At 67.4% G+C, this 15615-nt stretch carries 12 protein-coding genes; 4 read left to right on the top strand and 8 right to left on the bottom strand.

From position 1 onward, the window contains the following. Positions 1 to 28 precede the first annotated feature (28 nt). The 4 genes from ACVOMC_RS08885 to hflK all read right to left on the bottom strand — a co-directional run bounded on the left by ACVOMC_RS08885 (position 29) and on the right by hflK (position 3794). Positions 29 to 1321 (bottom strand): adenylosuccinate synthase, encoded by a 1293-nt coding sequence (locus ACVOMC_RS08885; protein WP_481523652.1) that lies wholly within the window; start codon positions 1319 to 1321, stop codon positions 29 to 31. Between the two features lie 245 nt (positions 1322 to 1566). Further along, on the bottom strand, positions 1567 to 1752 hold the full coding sequence (locus tag ACVOMC_RS08890; RefSeq protein WP_054659498.1) for a DUF2065 domain-containing protein: 186 nt from the start codon (positions 1750 to 1752) through the stop codon (positions 1567 to 1569). Between the two features lie 78 nt (positions 1753 to 1830). Then, complete coding sequence (gene hflC / locus ACVOMC_RS08895; protein WP_054659496.1) at positions 1831 to 2694, bottom strand: protease modulator HflC; 864 nt, start codon at positions 2692 to 2694, stop codon at positions 1831 to 1833. After that, the gene (gene hflK / locus ACVOMC_RS08900) at positions 2691 to 3794 is read right to left on the bottom strand and encodes an FtsH protease activity modulator HflK (RefSeq protein WP_054659494.1); all 1104 of its coding nucleotides are present in this window, start codon (positions 3792 to 3794) and stop codon (positions 2691 to 2693) included. Before hflK ends, hflC begins: the two co-directional genes overlap by 4 nt. Before the next feature lie 141 nt (positions 3795 to 3935). On the opposite strand from hflK, the gene ACVOMC_RS08905 reads away from it, so the two are divergent. Together ACVOMC_RS08905 and pilH are read left to right on the top strand one after the other, a co-directional pair. Next, on the top strand, positions 3936 to 4931 hold the full coding sequence (locus tag ACVOMC_RS08905) for a YhdH/YhfP family quinone oxidoreductase (protein WP_057506017.1): 996 nt from the start codon (positions 3936 to 3938) through the stop codon (positions 4929 to 4931). A gap of 106 nt (positions 4932 to 5037) precedes the next feature. Then, entirely contained in the window at positions 5038 to 5421 is a 384-nt protein-coding gene (pilH, locus tag ACVOMC_RS08910) for a twitching motility response regulator PilH (RefSeq protein WP_054660845.1), read from the top strand. A 74-nt stretch (positions 5422 to 5495) separates the two neighbouring features. Here the strand turns inward: pilH and ACVOMC_RS08915 are convergent, their stop codons facing one another. Beyond that, the gene (locus ACVOMC_RS08915; protein ID WP_057506018.1) at positions 5496 to 6383 is read right to left on the bottom strand and encodes a DnaJ C-terminal domain-containing protein; all 888 of its coding nucleotides are present in this window, start codon (positions 6381 to 6383) and stop codon (positions 5496 to 5498) included. A gap of 127 nt (positions 6384 to 6510) precedes the next feature. After that, positions 6511 to 6948, bottom strand: a complete 438-nt coding sequence (locus ACVOMC_RS08920) for an Hsp20/alpha crystallin family protein (RefSeq protein WP_481523653.1) — start codon at positions 6946 to 6948, stop codon at positions 6511 to 6513. A 149-nt stretch (positions 6949 to 7097) separates the two neighbouring features. Between ACVOMC_RS08920 and ACVOMC_RS08925 the strand changes: the two genes are divergently transcribed. Beyond that, positions 7098 to 7580 carry a redoxin family protein gene (locus ACVOMC_RS08925; RefSeq protein WP_481523654.1) on the top strand — a complete coding sequence of 161 codons (483 nt, stop codon included), beginning with the start codon at positions 7098 to 7100 and terminating at the stop codon, positions 7578 to 7580. 27 nt (positions 7581 to 7607) lie between these two features. Continuing rightward, positions 7608 to 8174, top strand: coding sequence for a ferritin-like domain-containing protein (locus ACVOMC_RS08930; protein WP_481523655.1), 567 nt, complete (start codon positions 7608 to 7610; stop codon positions 8172 to 8174). A 55-nt stretch (positions 8175 to 8229) separates the two neighbouring features. Here the strand turns inward: ACVOMC_RS08930 and pbpC are convergent, their stop codons facing one another. Next, positions 8230 to 10545, bottom strand: coding sequence for a penicillin-binding protein 1C (gene pbpC / locus ACVOMC_RS08935; protein WP_481523656.1), 2316 nt, complete (start codon positions 10543 to 10545; stop codon positions 8230 to 8232). Positions 10546 to 10665: 120 nt separating this feature from the next. Next, positions 10666 to 15606, bottom strand: a complete 4941-nt coding sequence (locus ACVOMC_RS08940; protein ID WP_481523657.1) for an alpha-2-macroglobulin family protein — start codon at positions 15604 to 15606, stop codon at positions 10666 to 10668. Positions 15607 to 15615 lie beyond the last annotated feature (9 nt).

Below are 15615 nucleotides of genomic sequence, written 5' to 3' on the forward strand. Positions count from 1 at the left end.
GCCTTTTCTCACTCGCTGCGGACGCCAATCAGCCCCACGGATCCTGCAGGATCATGGTGTGGTCGCGGTCCGGACCGGTGGACACGATCGAGACCGGGCAACCCGCCAGTTCTTCCAGCGCGCGCAGGTAGGCGCGGGCGGCCGGCGGCAGCTTGTCCCACTCGGTGATGCCGTGGGTGTTCTCGCTCCAGCCCGGGAACTCCAGGTACACCGGCGTGCACTCTTCCCAGCCCTGCGCGTCCAGCGGCGCGTACTCGGTGCGCTTGCCACGGTATTCGTAGGCGATGCAGACCTTCAGCTTCTCCATGCCGTCGAGCACGTCCAGCTTGGTGATGCACAGACCGGAGATACCGTTGATGGCCACGGCGCGCTTGAGCGCGACGATATCCATCCAGCCGCAACGGCGCGGACGGCCGGTGGAGGCGCCGTACTCGGCACCGCGGTCACGGATGCCCTGGCCGATCTCGTCGTCCAGCTCGGTCGGGAACGGACCGCCGCCGACGCGGGTGGCGTAAGCCTTGGCGATGCCCAGCACGTAGTCGATCGCATCGGCGCCGACACCGGCACCGGCCAGCGCGCCACCGACGGTGGTGTTGGAGCTGGTGACGTACGGGTAGGTGCCGTGGTCGATGTCCAGCAGTGCGCCCTGCGCGCCTTCGAACAGCACGCGCTTGCCCTGCTTGCGCAGGTCATGACAGATGCCGGCGACGTCGGACTTCATCGGCTCGACGTATTCGCCGAACGCCAGGGCTTCGGCATAGACGGTGTCGAAATCGACCGCTTCCACGCCCAGGTACTGGGTCAGCACGAAGTTGTGGTAATCCAGCGCGGCCTTGAGCTTTTCGGCCAGCTGTTCCGGATAGTGCAGGTCGGCGATGCGGATGCCGCGGCGTGCCACCTTGTCTTCATAGGCCGGACCAATGCCACGACCGGTGGTGCCGATCGCCTTGCCGCCGGCGGCCTTCTCGCGCGCCTGATCCAGGGCGATGTGGTACGGCATGATCAGCGGCGCGGCCGGGGAGATCTTCAGGCGCGAGCGTACTTCCACGCCGGCCGCTTCCAGCTCCTCGATCTCTTTCTTCAGCGCCGCCGGGGAAATCACCACGCCATTGCCGATCAGGCACAGCGCGTCATCGCGCAGGATGCCGGACGGAATCAGGTGCAGGACCGTCTTCTTGCCGTTGATGACCAGGGTATGCCCGGCATTGTGGCCGCCCTGGAAACGCACGACCGCACCGATTTCCTCGGTCAGCAGATCGACGATCTTGCCCTTGCCTTCATCGCCCCACTGGGCGCCGAGAACAACAACTGATTGACCCATGACGGGTGACTCCTGAGTTTGCTGCGGCCATCGGGGCCGCGGACGGGGTCGTGTGGTCCAAGCCTGTCCGCCACGGGGAGGCTCCATCGGGGAGCATCCGGCAAACACCAAGGCCATACACGGAAAAAGCCGCGTCTGGCATTCCATCAACTGGAGGGCCCGACCGGCTTTTGTGGATTATCCGGGTTTTGCCGCGCAGCTACCACCCCTGCACATTCAGGATGACGGCGCCGGCCGGTGGGGGTTCAGTGTCGCAGCCACCACAGCATCACCAACCCCGCCGCCAGCGCGATTGCGCCCATCCGCCGCAGCGCCGGCAGCGGAGCGTCCAGCAGCTGTTCGGCCATGCGCTTCCACGCGGCCGGGGCGGCAAACAGGAACAGCCCTTCGATCACCGCCACCAGACACAACGCGGCCAACAGGTCTTTCATCGCTCTTTTCCTTGGCCCGTAAAGAAACGGGGACCGGGCAGTGCCCGATCCCCGTCAGGGTGACGCGTGGGAACCGCCTCAGCGATCGTTCTTCATGTACTGCAGGAACGGGTCGTTCTTGTCGAGCACGATCACGCCGTTGCCGTCGGTCATCGAGGCGCGGTAGGCCTCCAGGCTGCGGTAGAACGCGTAGAACGACGGGTCGGCCGAACCGGCCTTGCCGTAGATCGCCGCGGCCTGGGCATCGCCCTCACCGCGCAGCTGCTGCGCATCGCGCTCGGCTTCGGCCACGATCACCGTGCTTTCGCGATCAGCCTGGGCGCGGATGGTCAGCGACTGCTCCTCGCCTTCGGCGCGCAGCTTGGCGGCCTCCTGCTTGCGCTGCGCCCGCATGCGCTCGTACACGTCGGTGATCACCTGGCTGTCGGTGGGCAGGTCGATCTGCTTGATGCGCAGGTCGATGATCTGCATGCCCAGCGGCTTGACCGCCTCGTTGATGCTCTTGAGCTGGCCGGCGATCAGCTCGCTGCGGTCACCAGACACCAGCTGCTGCAGCGTGCGCGAGTTGATCTGGTTGCGCAGCGAGTCGGTGATGATCGGCGCCAGACGGGCGTTGGCCACCTTGGCATCGCCGCCGGTGGCGCGGTAGTAGGAGCGCACATCGGAGATGTAACCGATGGCGAAGAAGTCCACGCTGACATCCTTCTGCTCGGCGGTGAAATAACGCGCCGGCGCGGTGTCCAGCACCTGGAAGCGGCGGTCGAACACCCGCACCGTTTCCACCAGCGGCACCTTGAAATGCAGGCCGGGCTTGATGTCCGAGCGCACCACCTTGCCCAGGTTCAGCACCATCGCGGTCTGGTCTTCCCGCACCACATAGACCGAGCCCAGCAGACCCAGCAGCACCACGACCAGCAGGCCGATTCCAAACGAACTTTTCATCGACCGGCCTCCTCACGATTTGCCGAGCGCGAGACCGAACGGTCCGCATTGCGAATGCTCTCGGTGGCCGACGGCAACGCCGGCACCACCATGTCCGGGGTCAGCTGCGGCGCATTGCCCGACGCCTTGGCGGCGTCGGCCGGCATCGGCACGTAGATCAGCTGGCGGCCGTCGCCACCGATGACCTTGCGGTTTTCCGACAGCACCTGCTGCACGGTTTCCAGCCACAGGCGCTTGCGGGTGACTTCCGGCGCGTTCTTGTACTCGGCCTGCAGCAGGCTGAAGCGGCGCGCGTCACCTTCGGCGCGGGCGACCATCGCCTGCTTGTAGCCTTCGGCCGTGGTACGGGCCCGCGAGGCCTGGCCACGCGCTTCCGGCACGACCTTGGCCGCGTAGGCCTGGGCTTCGTTGATCAGGCGTTCCTTGACCTGCTGGGCACCGTTGACCTCGTCGAATGCCGGCTTCACTTCTTCCGGCGGACGCGCGTCGGGCAGGGTCAGGCCGGTGACGCTCAGGCCGGTGTTGTAGGCCTTGAGCGCGGCCTGCAGCCGCTGCTCGGCAACCACTGCCAGCGGGCCGCGGTTGTTGAGCACGGTGTTCAGATCGGCACGGCCGACCTGCTCACGCACCGCGCTCTGCGCCGACTGCTCCAGCACCTGGTCGCCATCGACCGTACCGAACAGATACTGGCGCGGATCGTCGACCCGGTACTGGACGTTGACCGCGACATTGACGATGTTCTCGTCACGGGTCAGCACCGGCACGTTGCTGCTGAAAGTCTTGATCTGGGTGGCGTTGACCTTGGCCACCGATTCGATCGGCCACGGCAGTTTGAAATTCGGGCCGGGCTGCAGGATCCGCGAGAACTGGCCGAAGCGCAGCACCACGCCACGCTGCTGTTCGCCGATCAGCTGGAAGCTGGAGAACAGCACCAGCAACACCACGGCCACCAGTACCCAGCGCCAGATACCGCCATCGAACAGGTCGCGCAGTGGTCCGGGCAGGCTTCCGCCGCCCCAACCTCCCCCATTGCCGCCGCGTGGCTTGCGGTTGCCCTGAGGGCCATCGCCGCTGTTGCCGCCGGGTGTATTCCAGGCCATGCATGCTCCATCTGTCAGGGCCGGCGGCGGACTACCCGCGATTACCGGCCATCAATCGAATCCCGATTCTACAAGATGGGGCAGACCCGCCGTTTCGCAACCGCTATCTTGGACATCCCCCGTTCCGGTCCAGATACCGCCATGTCCCTGTCCGCCCCCTTTTCCGCCTTCCGCATCCACAACGACGAGGCCGGCTACCGCGCCGGACTGGAGCCACTGACGCTGGACCAGCTCAGCCCCGGCGAGGTGGTGATCCGCGCCCGCTGGTCCTCGGTGAACTACAAGGATGCGCTGGCCGGCACCGGCAAGGGCAAGATCCTGCGGCGCTTCCCGCTGGTGGGCGGGATCGACGTGGCCGGCGAAGTGGTGGCCTCCACCGACCCGGCCTTCCGCGAGGGCGACCTGGTGCTCACCACCGGCTGCGGCCTGAGCGAAACCCGGGACGGCGGCTACAGCCAGTACGTGCGGCTGGAATCCAAGTGGGTCATCGCCCTGCCGGCCGGGCTGTCCCTGCGCGAATCGATGATTCTCGGTACCGCCGGTTTCACCGCGGCCCTGGCGCTGCTGCGGATGAAGGAAAACCGCCAGTCGCCCGCCCAGGGTCCGCTGGCGGTCACCGGCGCCACCGGCGGTGTCGGCTCGCTGGCGGTGGACATCTTCAGCCGCGCCGGGTTCGAGGTGCACGCCATCAGCGGCAAAGCCGAGGCGGCGGACTATCTGACCGGCCTGGGTGCCAGCCAGGTGCTGGGCCGCGAGGCGCTGGCCACCACCCGGCCGATGGAATCGGCCCGCTTCGGCGGCGGCCTGGACAACGTCGGCGGGCCGATGCTGGTCAGCCTGCTGGCGCAGACCGCGCCGTACGGCAATGTCGCCTCGGCCGGCCTGGCCGCCAGCGGCGATCTGGCCATGACGGTGATGCCCTTCATCATCCGCGGCGTCTCGCTGCTGGGCGTAGCCTCGGCCGGAACCGCGCGCGATATCCGCCAGCAGGTCTGGCAGCACCTGGGCGATGACTGGAAGCCGCGCCACCTGGACACCATCTGCCGCCGGGAAGTGGGCCTGGCCGAGCTTCCGCAGGTGTTCGAGCGCATGCTGGCCGGACAGTCCTTCGGCCGCACGCTCGTAAGAGTGGACTGACCAACCCGGCACCGCGCCACGGACGTGACGCACAAAGCTTCACGTCCATGCCGGGCCGGCACTACACTCGCCCGCATCTTGGGGAAGATGGAAGTGGGGAAACAACATGGCACGCATCCTGATCGTCGACGATTCACCGTCGCAGCTGATGGGCATCCAGCGCATCGTCGAGAAACTGGGGCATGAGACCTTCACCGCCACCGACGGCGCTGCCGGGGTGGAAGTGGCCAAATCCGTGCTGCCGGACCTGGTGCTCATGGACGTGGTGATGCCCAACCTCAACGGCTTCCAGGCCACGCGCACGCTCAAGCGCGAGGCCAGCACCCAGCACATCCCGGTGATCCTGGTGACCACCAAGGACCAGGACACCGACCGGCTGTGGGGCATGCGCCAGGGCGCCAAGGCCTATATCACCAAGCCGTTCTCCGAAGCGGAGCTGTCGGAAGTGATTGAACGGGTATTCAACGTGGAAGAGCCGCCGCCGGCCTGAAGCCACGATTGCGGACAAGCAAAAGGCGGGCCACTGGCCCGCCTTTGTGCGTTCTGCCTACCGGGTCGCCGCGCTTACGGGGCTTCGCCGAACGCCTTGGCCAGGTTCTGGTACGCCTTGCGCTGGGCGTCGTTGGTGGCCACCGGCGCAACCACCTCCAGTTCCACGATCTGGTCGCCATCAGGCGAGCCCGGCAGTCCGCGCCCGCGCAGGCGCAGCTTGCGCCCGCTGTCCGAATCGGCCGGCACCTTCAGCTCCACCGCCCCGCCCAGGGTTGGCACGCTGATGCTGGTACCCAGCGCGGCCTGCCACGGCGTGACCTGCAGCGTGTAGAGGATATTGCGGCCATCGACCTCGAACTGCGGATGCGCGGCGTACTCCACTTCCAGCATCAAATTGCCGCCGGCGCTGCCCTGCCCGGACAGCCGGATCACCTGGCCCGGACGGATGCCCTTGGGCACGCGCACATCCAGCTGGCGGCCATCCACGGTGATACGCAAGGTGTCGCCCTTGTAGGCGGCCTCCAGCGGCACCGACAGTTTGGCGCGGGTATCGCGCATCGGCTGCGGCCCGGCGCCCCCGAAGCCCCCTTGGGCACGGCCGCCGCCACGCTGGCGGGCGAACAGGCTTTCGAAGAAATCGCTGAAGCCGCCGCCGGCGCCACCACCGCCGAAGACCTCCTCGAAATCGAAGCCCTGGCCGCCGCCGAAGTTGGGCGGCGCGTGGAATTCCTCGCCCGGACGATAGCCCTGCGCACGCAGCTGGTCGTACGCGCGGCGTTTGGCCGGGTCGCGCAGCGCCTCGTAGGCCTCGTTGACGGCCTTGAACTTCTCCTCGGCGCCGGTTTCCTTGCTCACATCAGGATGGTATTTGCGCGCCAGCCGCCGGTAAGCCGCCTTGATCTCGGCATCGCCGGCCGTGGGCTCGACCCCCAACGTTGCGTAGTAATCCTTGAATTCCATCCATCCACCTCTGAAAAAGTCCGGCCCGCCACCTTTCGGCAACGGGCCGTCATGCATGCGGCAACCGCCGTGGCGCCATTCTACCGGGCCACGGCGGCTACGCCGGTGCAAACCCGCTCACATCGGCTCAACCCGCGACGTGACGGACCTCGATGCGGCGCGGCGCCGCCTCGCTGCGCTTGGGAATGCGGATCTCCAGCACGCCGTTGCGGTTGCTGGCCACGATCCCCTCCACGTCAACGCTGTCAGGCAGCGTGAAGCGGCGGATGAATGCCCCATGGCCACGCTCGCTGCGCGAAAGCTGCTGGCCTTCCTCCAGCACCGGGGCCACGCGCTCGCCCTTGATCGAAAGAACGCCCTTGTCCATCTGCACGTCGATGGCAGCCGGATCCACGCCCGGCAGATCGGCCAGCAGCACAAACTGCGAGGCTTCCTCGCGGATATCCACGGCCGGTACCCAGGCGGTGCTGGCGCGGGCGGCGCTTTCGGCGGTTTTCAGCAGTGGCGCCAGCAGATCATGGATCTCGGTCTGCGTCGGCCACTGGCGGTAACGTACGATGCTCATGATGTCCTCCTGCAAGTGTGGACTGACATGCCGGAATGGCGATGCCGTTCCCGTGCATCCCAGATATTGTGTGAAGACAGCCTTTTCAAGCCGTTGACGCTGCGCTTCACCAGCGGCCACTAAACTCAAATTCAGGCAAGGAGATACCCATGTCCATCCACGTTGGCGACCGCATTCCGGAAGTAGCCCTCAAGCGCCTGCGCGAAGGGCTGGAGACGGTCGACACCTACGCGCTGTTCGATGGCCGCAAGGCGGTGCTGTTCGCGGTACCGGGGGCATTCACCCCGACCTGCTCGGCCCGCCATCTGCCCGGGTACGTCGAGCATTTCGACGAATTCCGCCGTCGTGGCATCGAGGTCTACTGCGTGGCGGTGAACGACGCCTTCGTGATGCAGGCCTGGGCCAAGACCCAGTCGGTGCCCGATGGCCTGCAGATGCTGTCCGACGGCAATGGCGAGCTCACCCGCGCGTTGGGACTGGAGCTGGATGCCAGCAGCTCCGGCATGGGCCTGCGTTCACGCCGTTTCGCGCTGTATATCGAAGACGGCGTGGTGCGCAGCTGCTTCATCGAGCAGCCGGGCCAGTTCGAGGTTTCCTCCGCGGAGCATGTCCTCGCCCATCTCCCCACATAAGTTTTCCCACAGAAGGATCCGCCAGCCATGAGCAAGCCGTCCGCCGCCAAGTCCGTCCAGCCCGCCGGGTTCACCGACCGCAAAACCCTGCGCGCCAACGCCCGCAAGAGCATCGAGGATGGTGCCATCACCCCGTCCTACGGTGCCGATCGCAAGGCGGTGATCAAGTTGCTCAACGACGCGCTGGCAACCGAATGGGTATGCGTGTTGCGCTACTACCGGCACTACTACATGGCCAAGGGCATGCTTGCCGATTCGGTGAAAGCCGAATTCCTCGAGCATGCACAGCAGGAGCAGGAACACGCCGGCATGCTGGCCGAGCGCATCGTGCAGCTGGGCGGCGAGCCGGACCTCAATCCGGACACCCTGACCGCCCGCGCCCATGCCGAGTACAAGGAAGGCGATGATCTGCGCGACATGGTGCGCGAGAACCTGATCGCCGAGCGCATCGCCATCGACAGCTACCGCGAGATGATCAACTTCATCGGCGACAAGGACACCACCACCAAGCGCATGCTCGAGCTCATCCTGGCGCAGGAAGAGGAGCACGCCGACGACTTCGCCGACCTGCTGGAAGGCTTGGTCGGCAAGTAAGCAGGCGGTATGCCGCGCGGGAGTGGCCCAGGCCGCTCCGCTGTGCGCACTCCGCCTACGGCGCGACCCGGAAACGGATCCGGGTCCACGCGCCATCAGCGGCCAGCGCGGTGAGCGTGTATTCGCCCGGTACGTCGAACTGGCGCATGAAGGGGCGGGCGCCCTGGGTCCGGGCGATCCAGCGTCCGTCCAGCAACCATTCCACCGCCGTTTCGGTACCCAGTGCGCGCAGCTGCAGACGCGGGCCGTGGCTGGCGCCGGGTGCGCGGGCCAGCGTGGCCCGGTCATTGAGACCGTCGATATGCAGCACGGCATCGGACAGCTGGCCATTGCCGTCGCATTGCGGCGCAAGCGGCGGCAAGGTCTGCGCGTGCCGTTGCGCCAGCGACAACCACGGCGCCGCCAGCGCCGGCCAGCGCGCGATCTCCCGCTCTTCCACCGGACCGGCCGCCTTGCAGCCCGGTGAAAGACGCTGGCCGGTGCTGCCATCGACCTGGAACCGCAGACGACCGGACTGCCACAACCGTGCATCGCGCTCGGCGAATGTGGGCGGCACCCCCTCGTCAAGCACCATCGCCTTGAAACGGCGCTGGCACATCGCCGCCGGGGTCTGCGCGGCGGCGATGCCCAGCGGCCAACAGATATCGACCTCGCTGACGCTGGCCGGCATGGCGCCGGGGCTGGTGTCGCCCGACTGCCGCGGCAGGCTGTCGATCACCTCGAACATCAGCGGCAACGCGGTGACCGCGCCATAGTGCCCCGGCAACGGCGTGCCATCGGGCCGGCCGACCCACACGCCCACGGTGTAATGCTGGGTGCCGCCGATGGCCCAGGCATCCCGATAGCCGTAGCTGGTGCCGGTCTTCCACGCCACCGGCGGGCGACTGCCGGTATCGAAGGTTCCCACGCCATAACCCGGTCGCGGGTTGGACTGGAGGATCTCGCGCACGATCCACGCCGCCCCCGGTGATACCAGCCGGCGCTCGATCAGCGGATCGTCCGGCGTATAGCGCACGCGCCCGGCGATGCCCTCACGGTTGAGCGCGGCGAACGCGCCGACCAGATCCTCCAGCCGCGCGCCGGTACCACCCAGGATCAAGGCCAGATTCGGCGAGGTGCCGCGCGGAAAGCGCAGATTGATGCCGGCATTGCCCAGCCGCCCGGCGAAACGGGCCGGACCGACCCGGTCGAGCAGGTCCACCGACGGCACGTTCAACGACAGCCGCAACGCGCTGGCCGCACCGATCGGCCCGTTGAAGGCGGCATCGAAGTTGCCCGGCCGGTAGCCCCCGAAGCTCTGCGGCGCATCGATCAGCAGGCTTTCCGAATGGATCAGCCCATCATCCAGCGCCATGCCGTACAGGAACGGCTTGAGCGTGGAACCGGGTGAACGCCAGGCCTGCACCATGTCCACGTGGCCCAGCCGCGGCTTGTCGGCAAACGCGACCGAGCCGACATAGGCCCGTGCCTCCAGCGTGGTGTTGTCCAGCACCAGCAGGGCGGCCGACGTGCGTTCGGGCAATTGTGAGAAATAGGCCGCCACGCGCTCTTCCAGCATGCGCTGCAGGCCACTGTCGATCGTGGTCTGGATCTGTGCGGCACGTGGCTGCAGACCGCGCAGGCGCTGCGCCAGCAAGGCGGCATGCAGCGGCTGTTGAAGCGAACGCGCGACCACCGGTTCGATACGCGCGTCGGCGACTTCATCGGCCGACCACACGCCGAGCGCGGCCATGCGCTCGAGCACCTTGTCGCGCGCCCGCTGCGCGGCCTGCGGATGCCGGTCCGGGCGCAGCCGGCTCGGCGACTGCGGCAGCACCGCCAGCAATGCCGCTTCGGCCTGCGAAAGATGCGCGGCGGACTTGCCCAGGTAAGCCCAGCTGGCCGCCTCGACCCCCTCGATGGTGCCGCCATACGGCGCACGCTCCAGGTACAAGTCCAGGATCTGCGCCTTGCCCAGGTGCACTTCCAGTTGCAGCGCGCGCAGCAGTTGCTTGAGCTTGCCCCACGGCGTGCGCGTGTGCGGATCGAGAATCCGCGCGACCTGCATGGTCAGCGTCGAGCCGCCGGAAACGATACGGCGCTCGGCCAGCATCTGCCGACCGGCGCGCAGCAGCGCCCACGGATTGATCCCCGGATGGCGCCAGAACCAGCGGTCCTCGTAGGTCAGCAATGCCTGCAGATACAGCGGCGACACGCTTTTCGCATCGGCCGGATAACGCCACACCCCTTCGGCATCGGCGAAGGCGCGCAGCGGCGTGCCATCGCTGGCCACCACCAGCGTGCTGGTGTCGCGCGACTTCGGCAGCGGCGGCGGAAAGGCGACGTCCAGCGCCAGCAGCAACGCCAGCAGTGCCGCCGTACCCCAGCGCAACCACGGCCAGCAGCGGGAAACGACGGCGCCGGTCCGGGGGAAGCGGGCGCGCCTCCCCCGTTGCTGCGGCTCAGCGGCTCGGCCCACTCACGCTCCGCCTGTTGCTGGGGTTGAACCGGTTCATGGCTGCACCACGGTGATCGTGGTCGGGTTGCTGCGGCCCACGCCACGCAGGTCGGGACGGTACATGTCCTCGGCCAGCGGCGGCGGCACCGTGTAGGTGCCCGGTGTGACCGCACGCACCAGATAGAACACGTGGGCCTTGCCGCCACGCGGGAGATTCAGCGCCGCCACATAGCGGTCGTCACGGAACTCCTCGTGCTTGACGTCGGCCGCACGCGCGCGGTCGCTGATCTCCACGCCATCCACCACCACGTCGGCCCACTGCTTGGCATCGCCCAGGTTGAAGTTCTCGATCTCCAGGCCGGCCGGCAGCAGATCGGTGACCAGGGCGTCGGGCATGGAGACATTGGCGGTGATGCCCAGCCGCACAATCAGCGCCTCGCCCTCCTTCAGCGGCCGCGGCGTCCACGGCTTGCCGTCGGTGCCGTACCAGCTGCGCTCGATACCGATATGGGTGTTGTCCGGCGCCGGTGCCTGCCGCGGGATGCCCGCCACGTCCAGACTGGCGAACATCGGCGCCTCACCCTGCGGCGAGAAACGCACGCCCTGTGCCAGCTGGGCCATGTCGAACACGCGCGCGAACACCTTGCGCGCCTCGATGTTCTCGACCTTGCCACCGATGGCCAGCTCACCGGACACCAGCTTCTTCTGGTTGGCCATCAAGGCCTTGCCCAGCCGTGCCAGCGCCACCTGTTCCTGCGTGCTCAGCCACAGCCAGCCACTGTTGCGGCGCGCATCCAGCTCGCGGCCGAGGTTGACCACGCTTGCGTCGTACTCCGGCTTGGCCAGCCCGCGCTCATGCAGCAGTGCGATCATCAACGCGTCATCGCGCAGCGGGCTGCCGTAGTCGCCGAACCACGCCGGGCGATCCGTGCCCGGCCTGGCGAAGCCGGCCGCGATCGCCGCCTGGCCGCGCTTGCTGTCGCCCTGCAGCGACAACGCCACGCCCAGATGCACCAGCGACAGGCCGGTCACCGCCTTGGAACGCTCGTTGTCCCACAGCGTGCGCAGCGTGCCCAGCGGTGCGCGATTGACCCGTGCCAGCACGTAACCGGAGTAGGCCTGGTTGGCGAATTTCAGCGCATCGCGGCGGTCCTGGCCGTAGAACTGGTTGCCGCCGCTGAGCAGGTCTTCGCTGATCCGGTTCAGCGCCTTCTGCAGCACGTTCTCCGGCACCGCGAAACCGGCCTCCTTGGCATCGAGCAGGAACTCGGCGATGTACGGGGTCAGCGCCGGATTGATGTAGTCGTCGCTGCCCCACATCGAGAAGTTGCCGTTGGCTACCTGCATCGAGGCCAGCCGCCCGAACGCACCTTCCATGCGCTCGTTGCGGGCCTTGGCATCGAGCCCGTCGGCACCGAGCATGCTTGAGGTGGCCTGATCCAGCAGCAGGGCCGCATAGCCCTTGCTGGTGGTCTGCTCGGCGCAGCCGTAGGGATAGTTCAGTGCCCCTTGCAAGGCCGAGGCGAACGGGATCGGTGGCAGGGCGCTGACCAGCATGCGGGCGTTGACCGAACCGGCCATCAGGCCACTGGCCGATCCGCTGTCCAGGGTGACCGGCGCCAGCGGATCGAGCGTGCGCGTCTGCGAGCGCAGCACCTGCGGCCATGCCGCACGCACCGGCAGGTCGTAGCGGCGGTCCACCTTGAAACCGTTGCCTTCCACCCGTACCCGCACCTTGGCCACGCTGTAGCCCTCCTGCGCGGTCAACGGGAAGCTCACCGTGCTCTTGGCCTCGACGCCGAGCTGCAGTTTGCGGCTCGCCTCGGCGATGCCCAGAGGACCTTCACCTTCCACGCGGACCGCGAACTCGCCGGGTTTGCCGGTGAAGTTCTGCACGTCCAGGGTGACCGTGCTGCGGTCGCCTGGCGCCATCACCCGCGGCATGCTCGCTTCGGCCAGGATCGGCGCGCGCACCAGCGTTTCCACATCGCGGTTGCCGTAGCGGTCATCGGCGTAGACCAGCGCCGAGACCCGCAGCGTGCCGTTGAAATCGGGTACCCGCAGCGTGACCCGCGCGTTGCCCCTGGCATCGAGCGCCACCGGCCCGGAGAACAGATCCACGGTCTGCACCCGCGCGGTCGGGCGTTTGGCCTGCGGCAACGCCGCCAGCGCCATGTCGCCGCCGAACTTCAGCTTGCCGCTATTGCCCTCGAAGCTCTCGATCACCCGGCCATAGATGTCATAGGCATCCACCCCCAAGCGCCGCTGCGCGAAGAAGTGCGCCGGGGCATCGGGCACCGGGAAACGGGTGATGTTGAGGATGCCCACGTCCACCGCCGATACGGTGACATGGGCCGGTTTGCCGGCCAGCTCCGGCGCACTGACGGTCACCGTCATCGGCTGTTCCGGACGCATCTGTTTGGGCGCCACCAGCCCGACCGCCACCCGACGGTCGCCGCGCTCGATCGGCACGTGCGCCACGCCGACCGCGCGTGCCGGGGTGATCTTGCTGGGTGCGCTGCCGCCACGGAACACCAGCGCGGTGACGTAGACGTCATGCCGCTCCCAGTCTTTGGTGACCGGAATTTCGAAGGTGCTGCCCGGTTTGGCGTCGATGTCCTGCACGTACAGCATGTGGTCGCTCTCGACCATCAGCACGCCACGGCCGGCATGCGGCGGGGTGACCGTCACCTTGAGCGTATCGCCGGCGCGGTAGGCGGTCTTGTCCAGCGCCAGCTTCACCTTGTCCGGACGCGCGTCAAGGCCGCGGTTGTCGTCCTCCCAGCTCCAGCCGGCACGGAACGGATAACGCAGGGTCAGACCGGTGGCCGGGTCGAACACATCCACCCGGTACTCGCCCCATTCCACTGGAAAATCGAAGCGCACGGCGGTGCTGCCGGCGTCGAGGGTGCGGGTTTCCTTGTTCTCGAAACGACGGGTGAAATCGTAGTCCCAACGGTCGTCGGTATAGCTCCAGTGGTAGTCGCGCAGTTCGCGGACCAAGGTGACCTTCAGGCCCTTGGCCGGTTGCGGCTTGCCCTCGGCATCCACCCGCAGCAGTTCGAAACGCGCATTGGCGTTGGCGTCGGCCCCCTCCTTGTCATCGAACAGCGGCCGCAGCGCGACCAGCGCCGGCGCCGGCCACAGCACCCGCTTGAGCGTGCGGGTCACGGTACGGCCACCGCTTTCATAGACGCTGCCCGACACCACCGCCGCCACCGGCGTGCCCTTGCCCACCTCGGCCGGCAGCGCGATGTCCTGGCGCAGCTTGCCGTCGGCCGGCAACGTGGTATCGATCACATCGTTGGCTTCGCGCGGCAGCGACACGGTCGGATCACCGAAGAACCAGCCCGGCATCGACTCCAGCGGATGCTGCTCCACCGCCACCGCCAGCCGCGCGGTGAAACGGTTGCCATCGGCCGGGGCGCCATACAGATAGGCCGCATCGGCCTGCAGTTTGAGCGGCTCGCCCGGTTTGAGCGTGGCCTGCGCGCTGCCCAGGTCCAGCTTCATCCGCTCGGGCAGGAACTCCTCGATACGCAGAGTCATGCCCTGCACCGCGTCCTTGCTGGCCGGGTCGGTGCGGAACTCCACCTGCCAGCGCCCGGTTGGTGCTTCAGCCGGTATCACCTGTTCGAACGCGAAATAGCCCTGTTCGCCCGGCTGCAGACGGGTTTCGCGGAACGTCTTGCCATCGGGCTGTTTCAGACGCAGGAATACCGGCTGGCTGCCCGTGGCCGGACCGCGCAGCATCCGCCCGTCGTTGTCGCGCAGCAGCGCCGAGATCCGCACGGTTTCGCCCGGGCGATACAGGTCACGCCCGGACCAGGCGAACACATCGAAGTTGGCGTTCTGGCGCCCGGCCACCGCGAACTCGCTCAGGTCCAGCGCCGGCTGGTTGAACGGCAGCATGGTGGTGTCGCTGCCACTGCTGGCCACCAGTACGTGGGCGGCATCGAGGGTGTAGTTCAGCAGCGCATTGCCGTTGGTGTCGGTCTGGCCCTTGAGCACCACCTCGCCCTTGCCGTCGAGCACGCGCAGCTGCACGCTCCGCGCTGGCGCACCGCTTGCCAGCGAGGCGGTATGCACGAACAGCGTGTCCTTGTAGGCGCGCGTGTGCAGGCCGATATCGCTGACGGTGAAGAAGGAGGTGTCGTATTCGCTTTCGAAGCTGCCGGTACGTTTCATCACCGCGAAGTACAGGCCGGGCTGCTGCAACTCCTTCACGTCCTGGATCGGCAGGTAGGTCAGCACCCGCTCGTTCTGTTTGCCGCCCAGCACGAAGCGGTTGACGTAGACCGGCTCGGCCAGCTGCGACAGCGGGGTCTTGTCGCCGTAGTCGCTGTCCAGCTCCCAGCTGCCGCGACGGCCGCCGCGCTGGTACTGGCCGAAGAAGGTCGACAGGTCCTTCTCGCGCACGCGCAGGAACTCGACATCCACTTCCGGCACGTTCACCGAAACCACCGGCAGGCCGCGGCTGTCCTTGGCCGGCAGCACGCTGCCCTGCGATGCGAAGCCGACCGCCGGATCCAGCGCGCCGGTGAACACCTTCTGCCGCACCTCGGTGCCGAGCCGGCTGCCATCGGCGGCCAGCAGATCCGGGGAGATGACCAGCGTGTATTCACGGGCCGCTTCAACATAGGGGTAGCGCAAGGTCTTGCCGTCATCGGACAGTGACCAGCTGCTGTCGGCATTGCCGACCTTCTCCTCGAAACGCAGCAGCTTGTCGAAATCCTGGGTGCCGACCAGCGGCCGCGAGAACTCCACCGCCAGCGCCAGACCGTCGCCGCCCTTCTGGTCCGGCCAGGCCCGCAGCATGGCAAAGCCCTTCACCTGCTCCTGCGTGGCCTGGATCGCCTCGCCGCTGGCGCCGGGCAGCTGCCCGGCCGGATTGCGCTTGCATGCGCCAAGCGCCAGCACCAGCAGCGCGAGCAGCACTGCCACCTTCCATGTCGGCTGCCACACACTGCGGCCCGGCGATCCCTTCCTGTCCATTGCGATGCT

Source organism: Stenotrophomonas sp. STEN014, from assembly GCF_056760315.1.

Bases quoted from the DNA above. Each gene is read 5' to 3' on its own strand.
- hflC (WP_054659496.1), bottom strand. From the start codon at position 2,694: ATGAAAAGTTCGTTTGGAATCGGCCTGCTGGTCGTGGTGCTGCTGGGT.
- ACVOMC_RS08940 (WP_481523657.1), bottom strand. From the start codon at position 15,606: ATGGACAGGAAGGGATCGCCGGGCCGCAGTGTGTGGCAGCCGACATGG.
- ACVOMC_RS08930 (WP_481523655.1), top strand. From the start codon at position 7,608: ATGAGCAAGCCGTCCGCCGCCAAGTCCGTCCAGCCCGCCGGGTTCACC.
- ACVOMC_RS08890 (WP_054659498.1), bottom strand. From the start codon at position 1,752: ATGAAAGACCTGTTGGCCGCGTTGTGTCTGGTGGCGGTGATCGAAGGG.
- ACVOMC_RS08920 (WP_481523653.1), bottom strand. From the start codon at position 6,948: ATGAGCATCGTACGTTACCGCCAGTGGCCGACGCAGACCGAGATCCAT.
- ACVOMC_RS08915 (WP_057506018.1), bottom strand. From the start codon at position 6,383: ATGGAATTCAAGGATTACTACGCAACGTTGGGGGTCGAGCCCACGGCC.
- hflK (WP_054659494.1), bottom strand. From the start codon at position 3,794: ATGGCCTGGAATACACCCGGCGGCAACAGCGGCGATGGCCCTCAGGGC.
- ACVOMC_RS08925 (WP_481523654.1), top strand. From the start codon at position 7,098: ATGTCCATCCACGTTGGCGACCGCATTCCGGAAGTAGCCCTCAAGCGC.
- ACVOMC_RS08905 (WP_057506017.1), top strand. From the start codon at position 3,936: ATGTCCCTGTCCGCCCCCTTTTCCGCCTTCCGCATCCACAACGACGAG.
- pilH (WP_054660845.1), top strand. From the start codon at position 5,038: ATGGCACGCATCCTGATCGTCGACGATTCACCGTCGCAGCTGATGGGC.
- ACVOMC_RS08885 (WP_481523652.1), bottom strand. From the start codon at position 1,321: ATGGGTCAATCAGTTGTTGTTCTCGGCGCCCAGTGGGGCGATGAAGGC.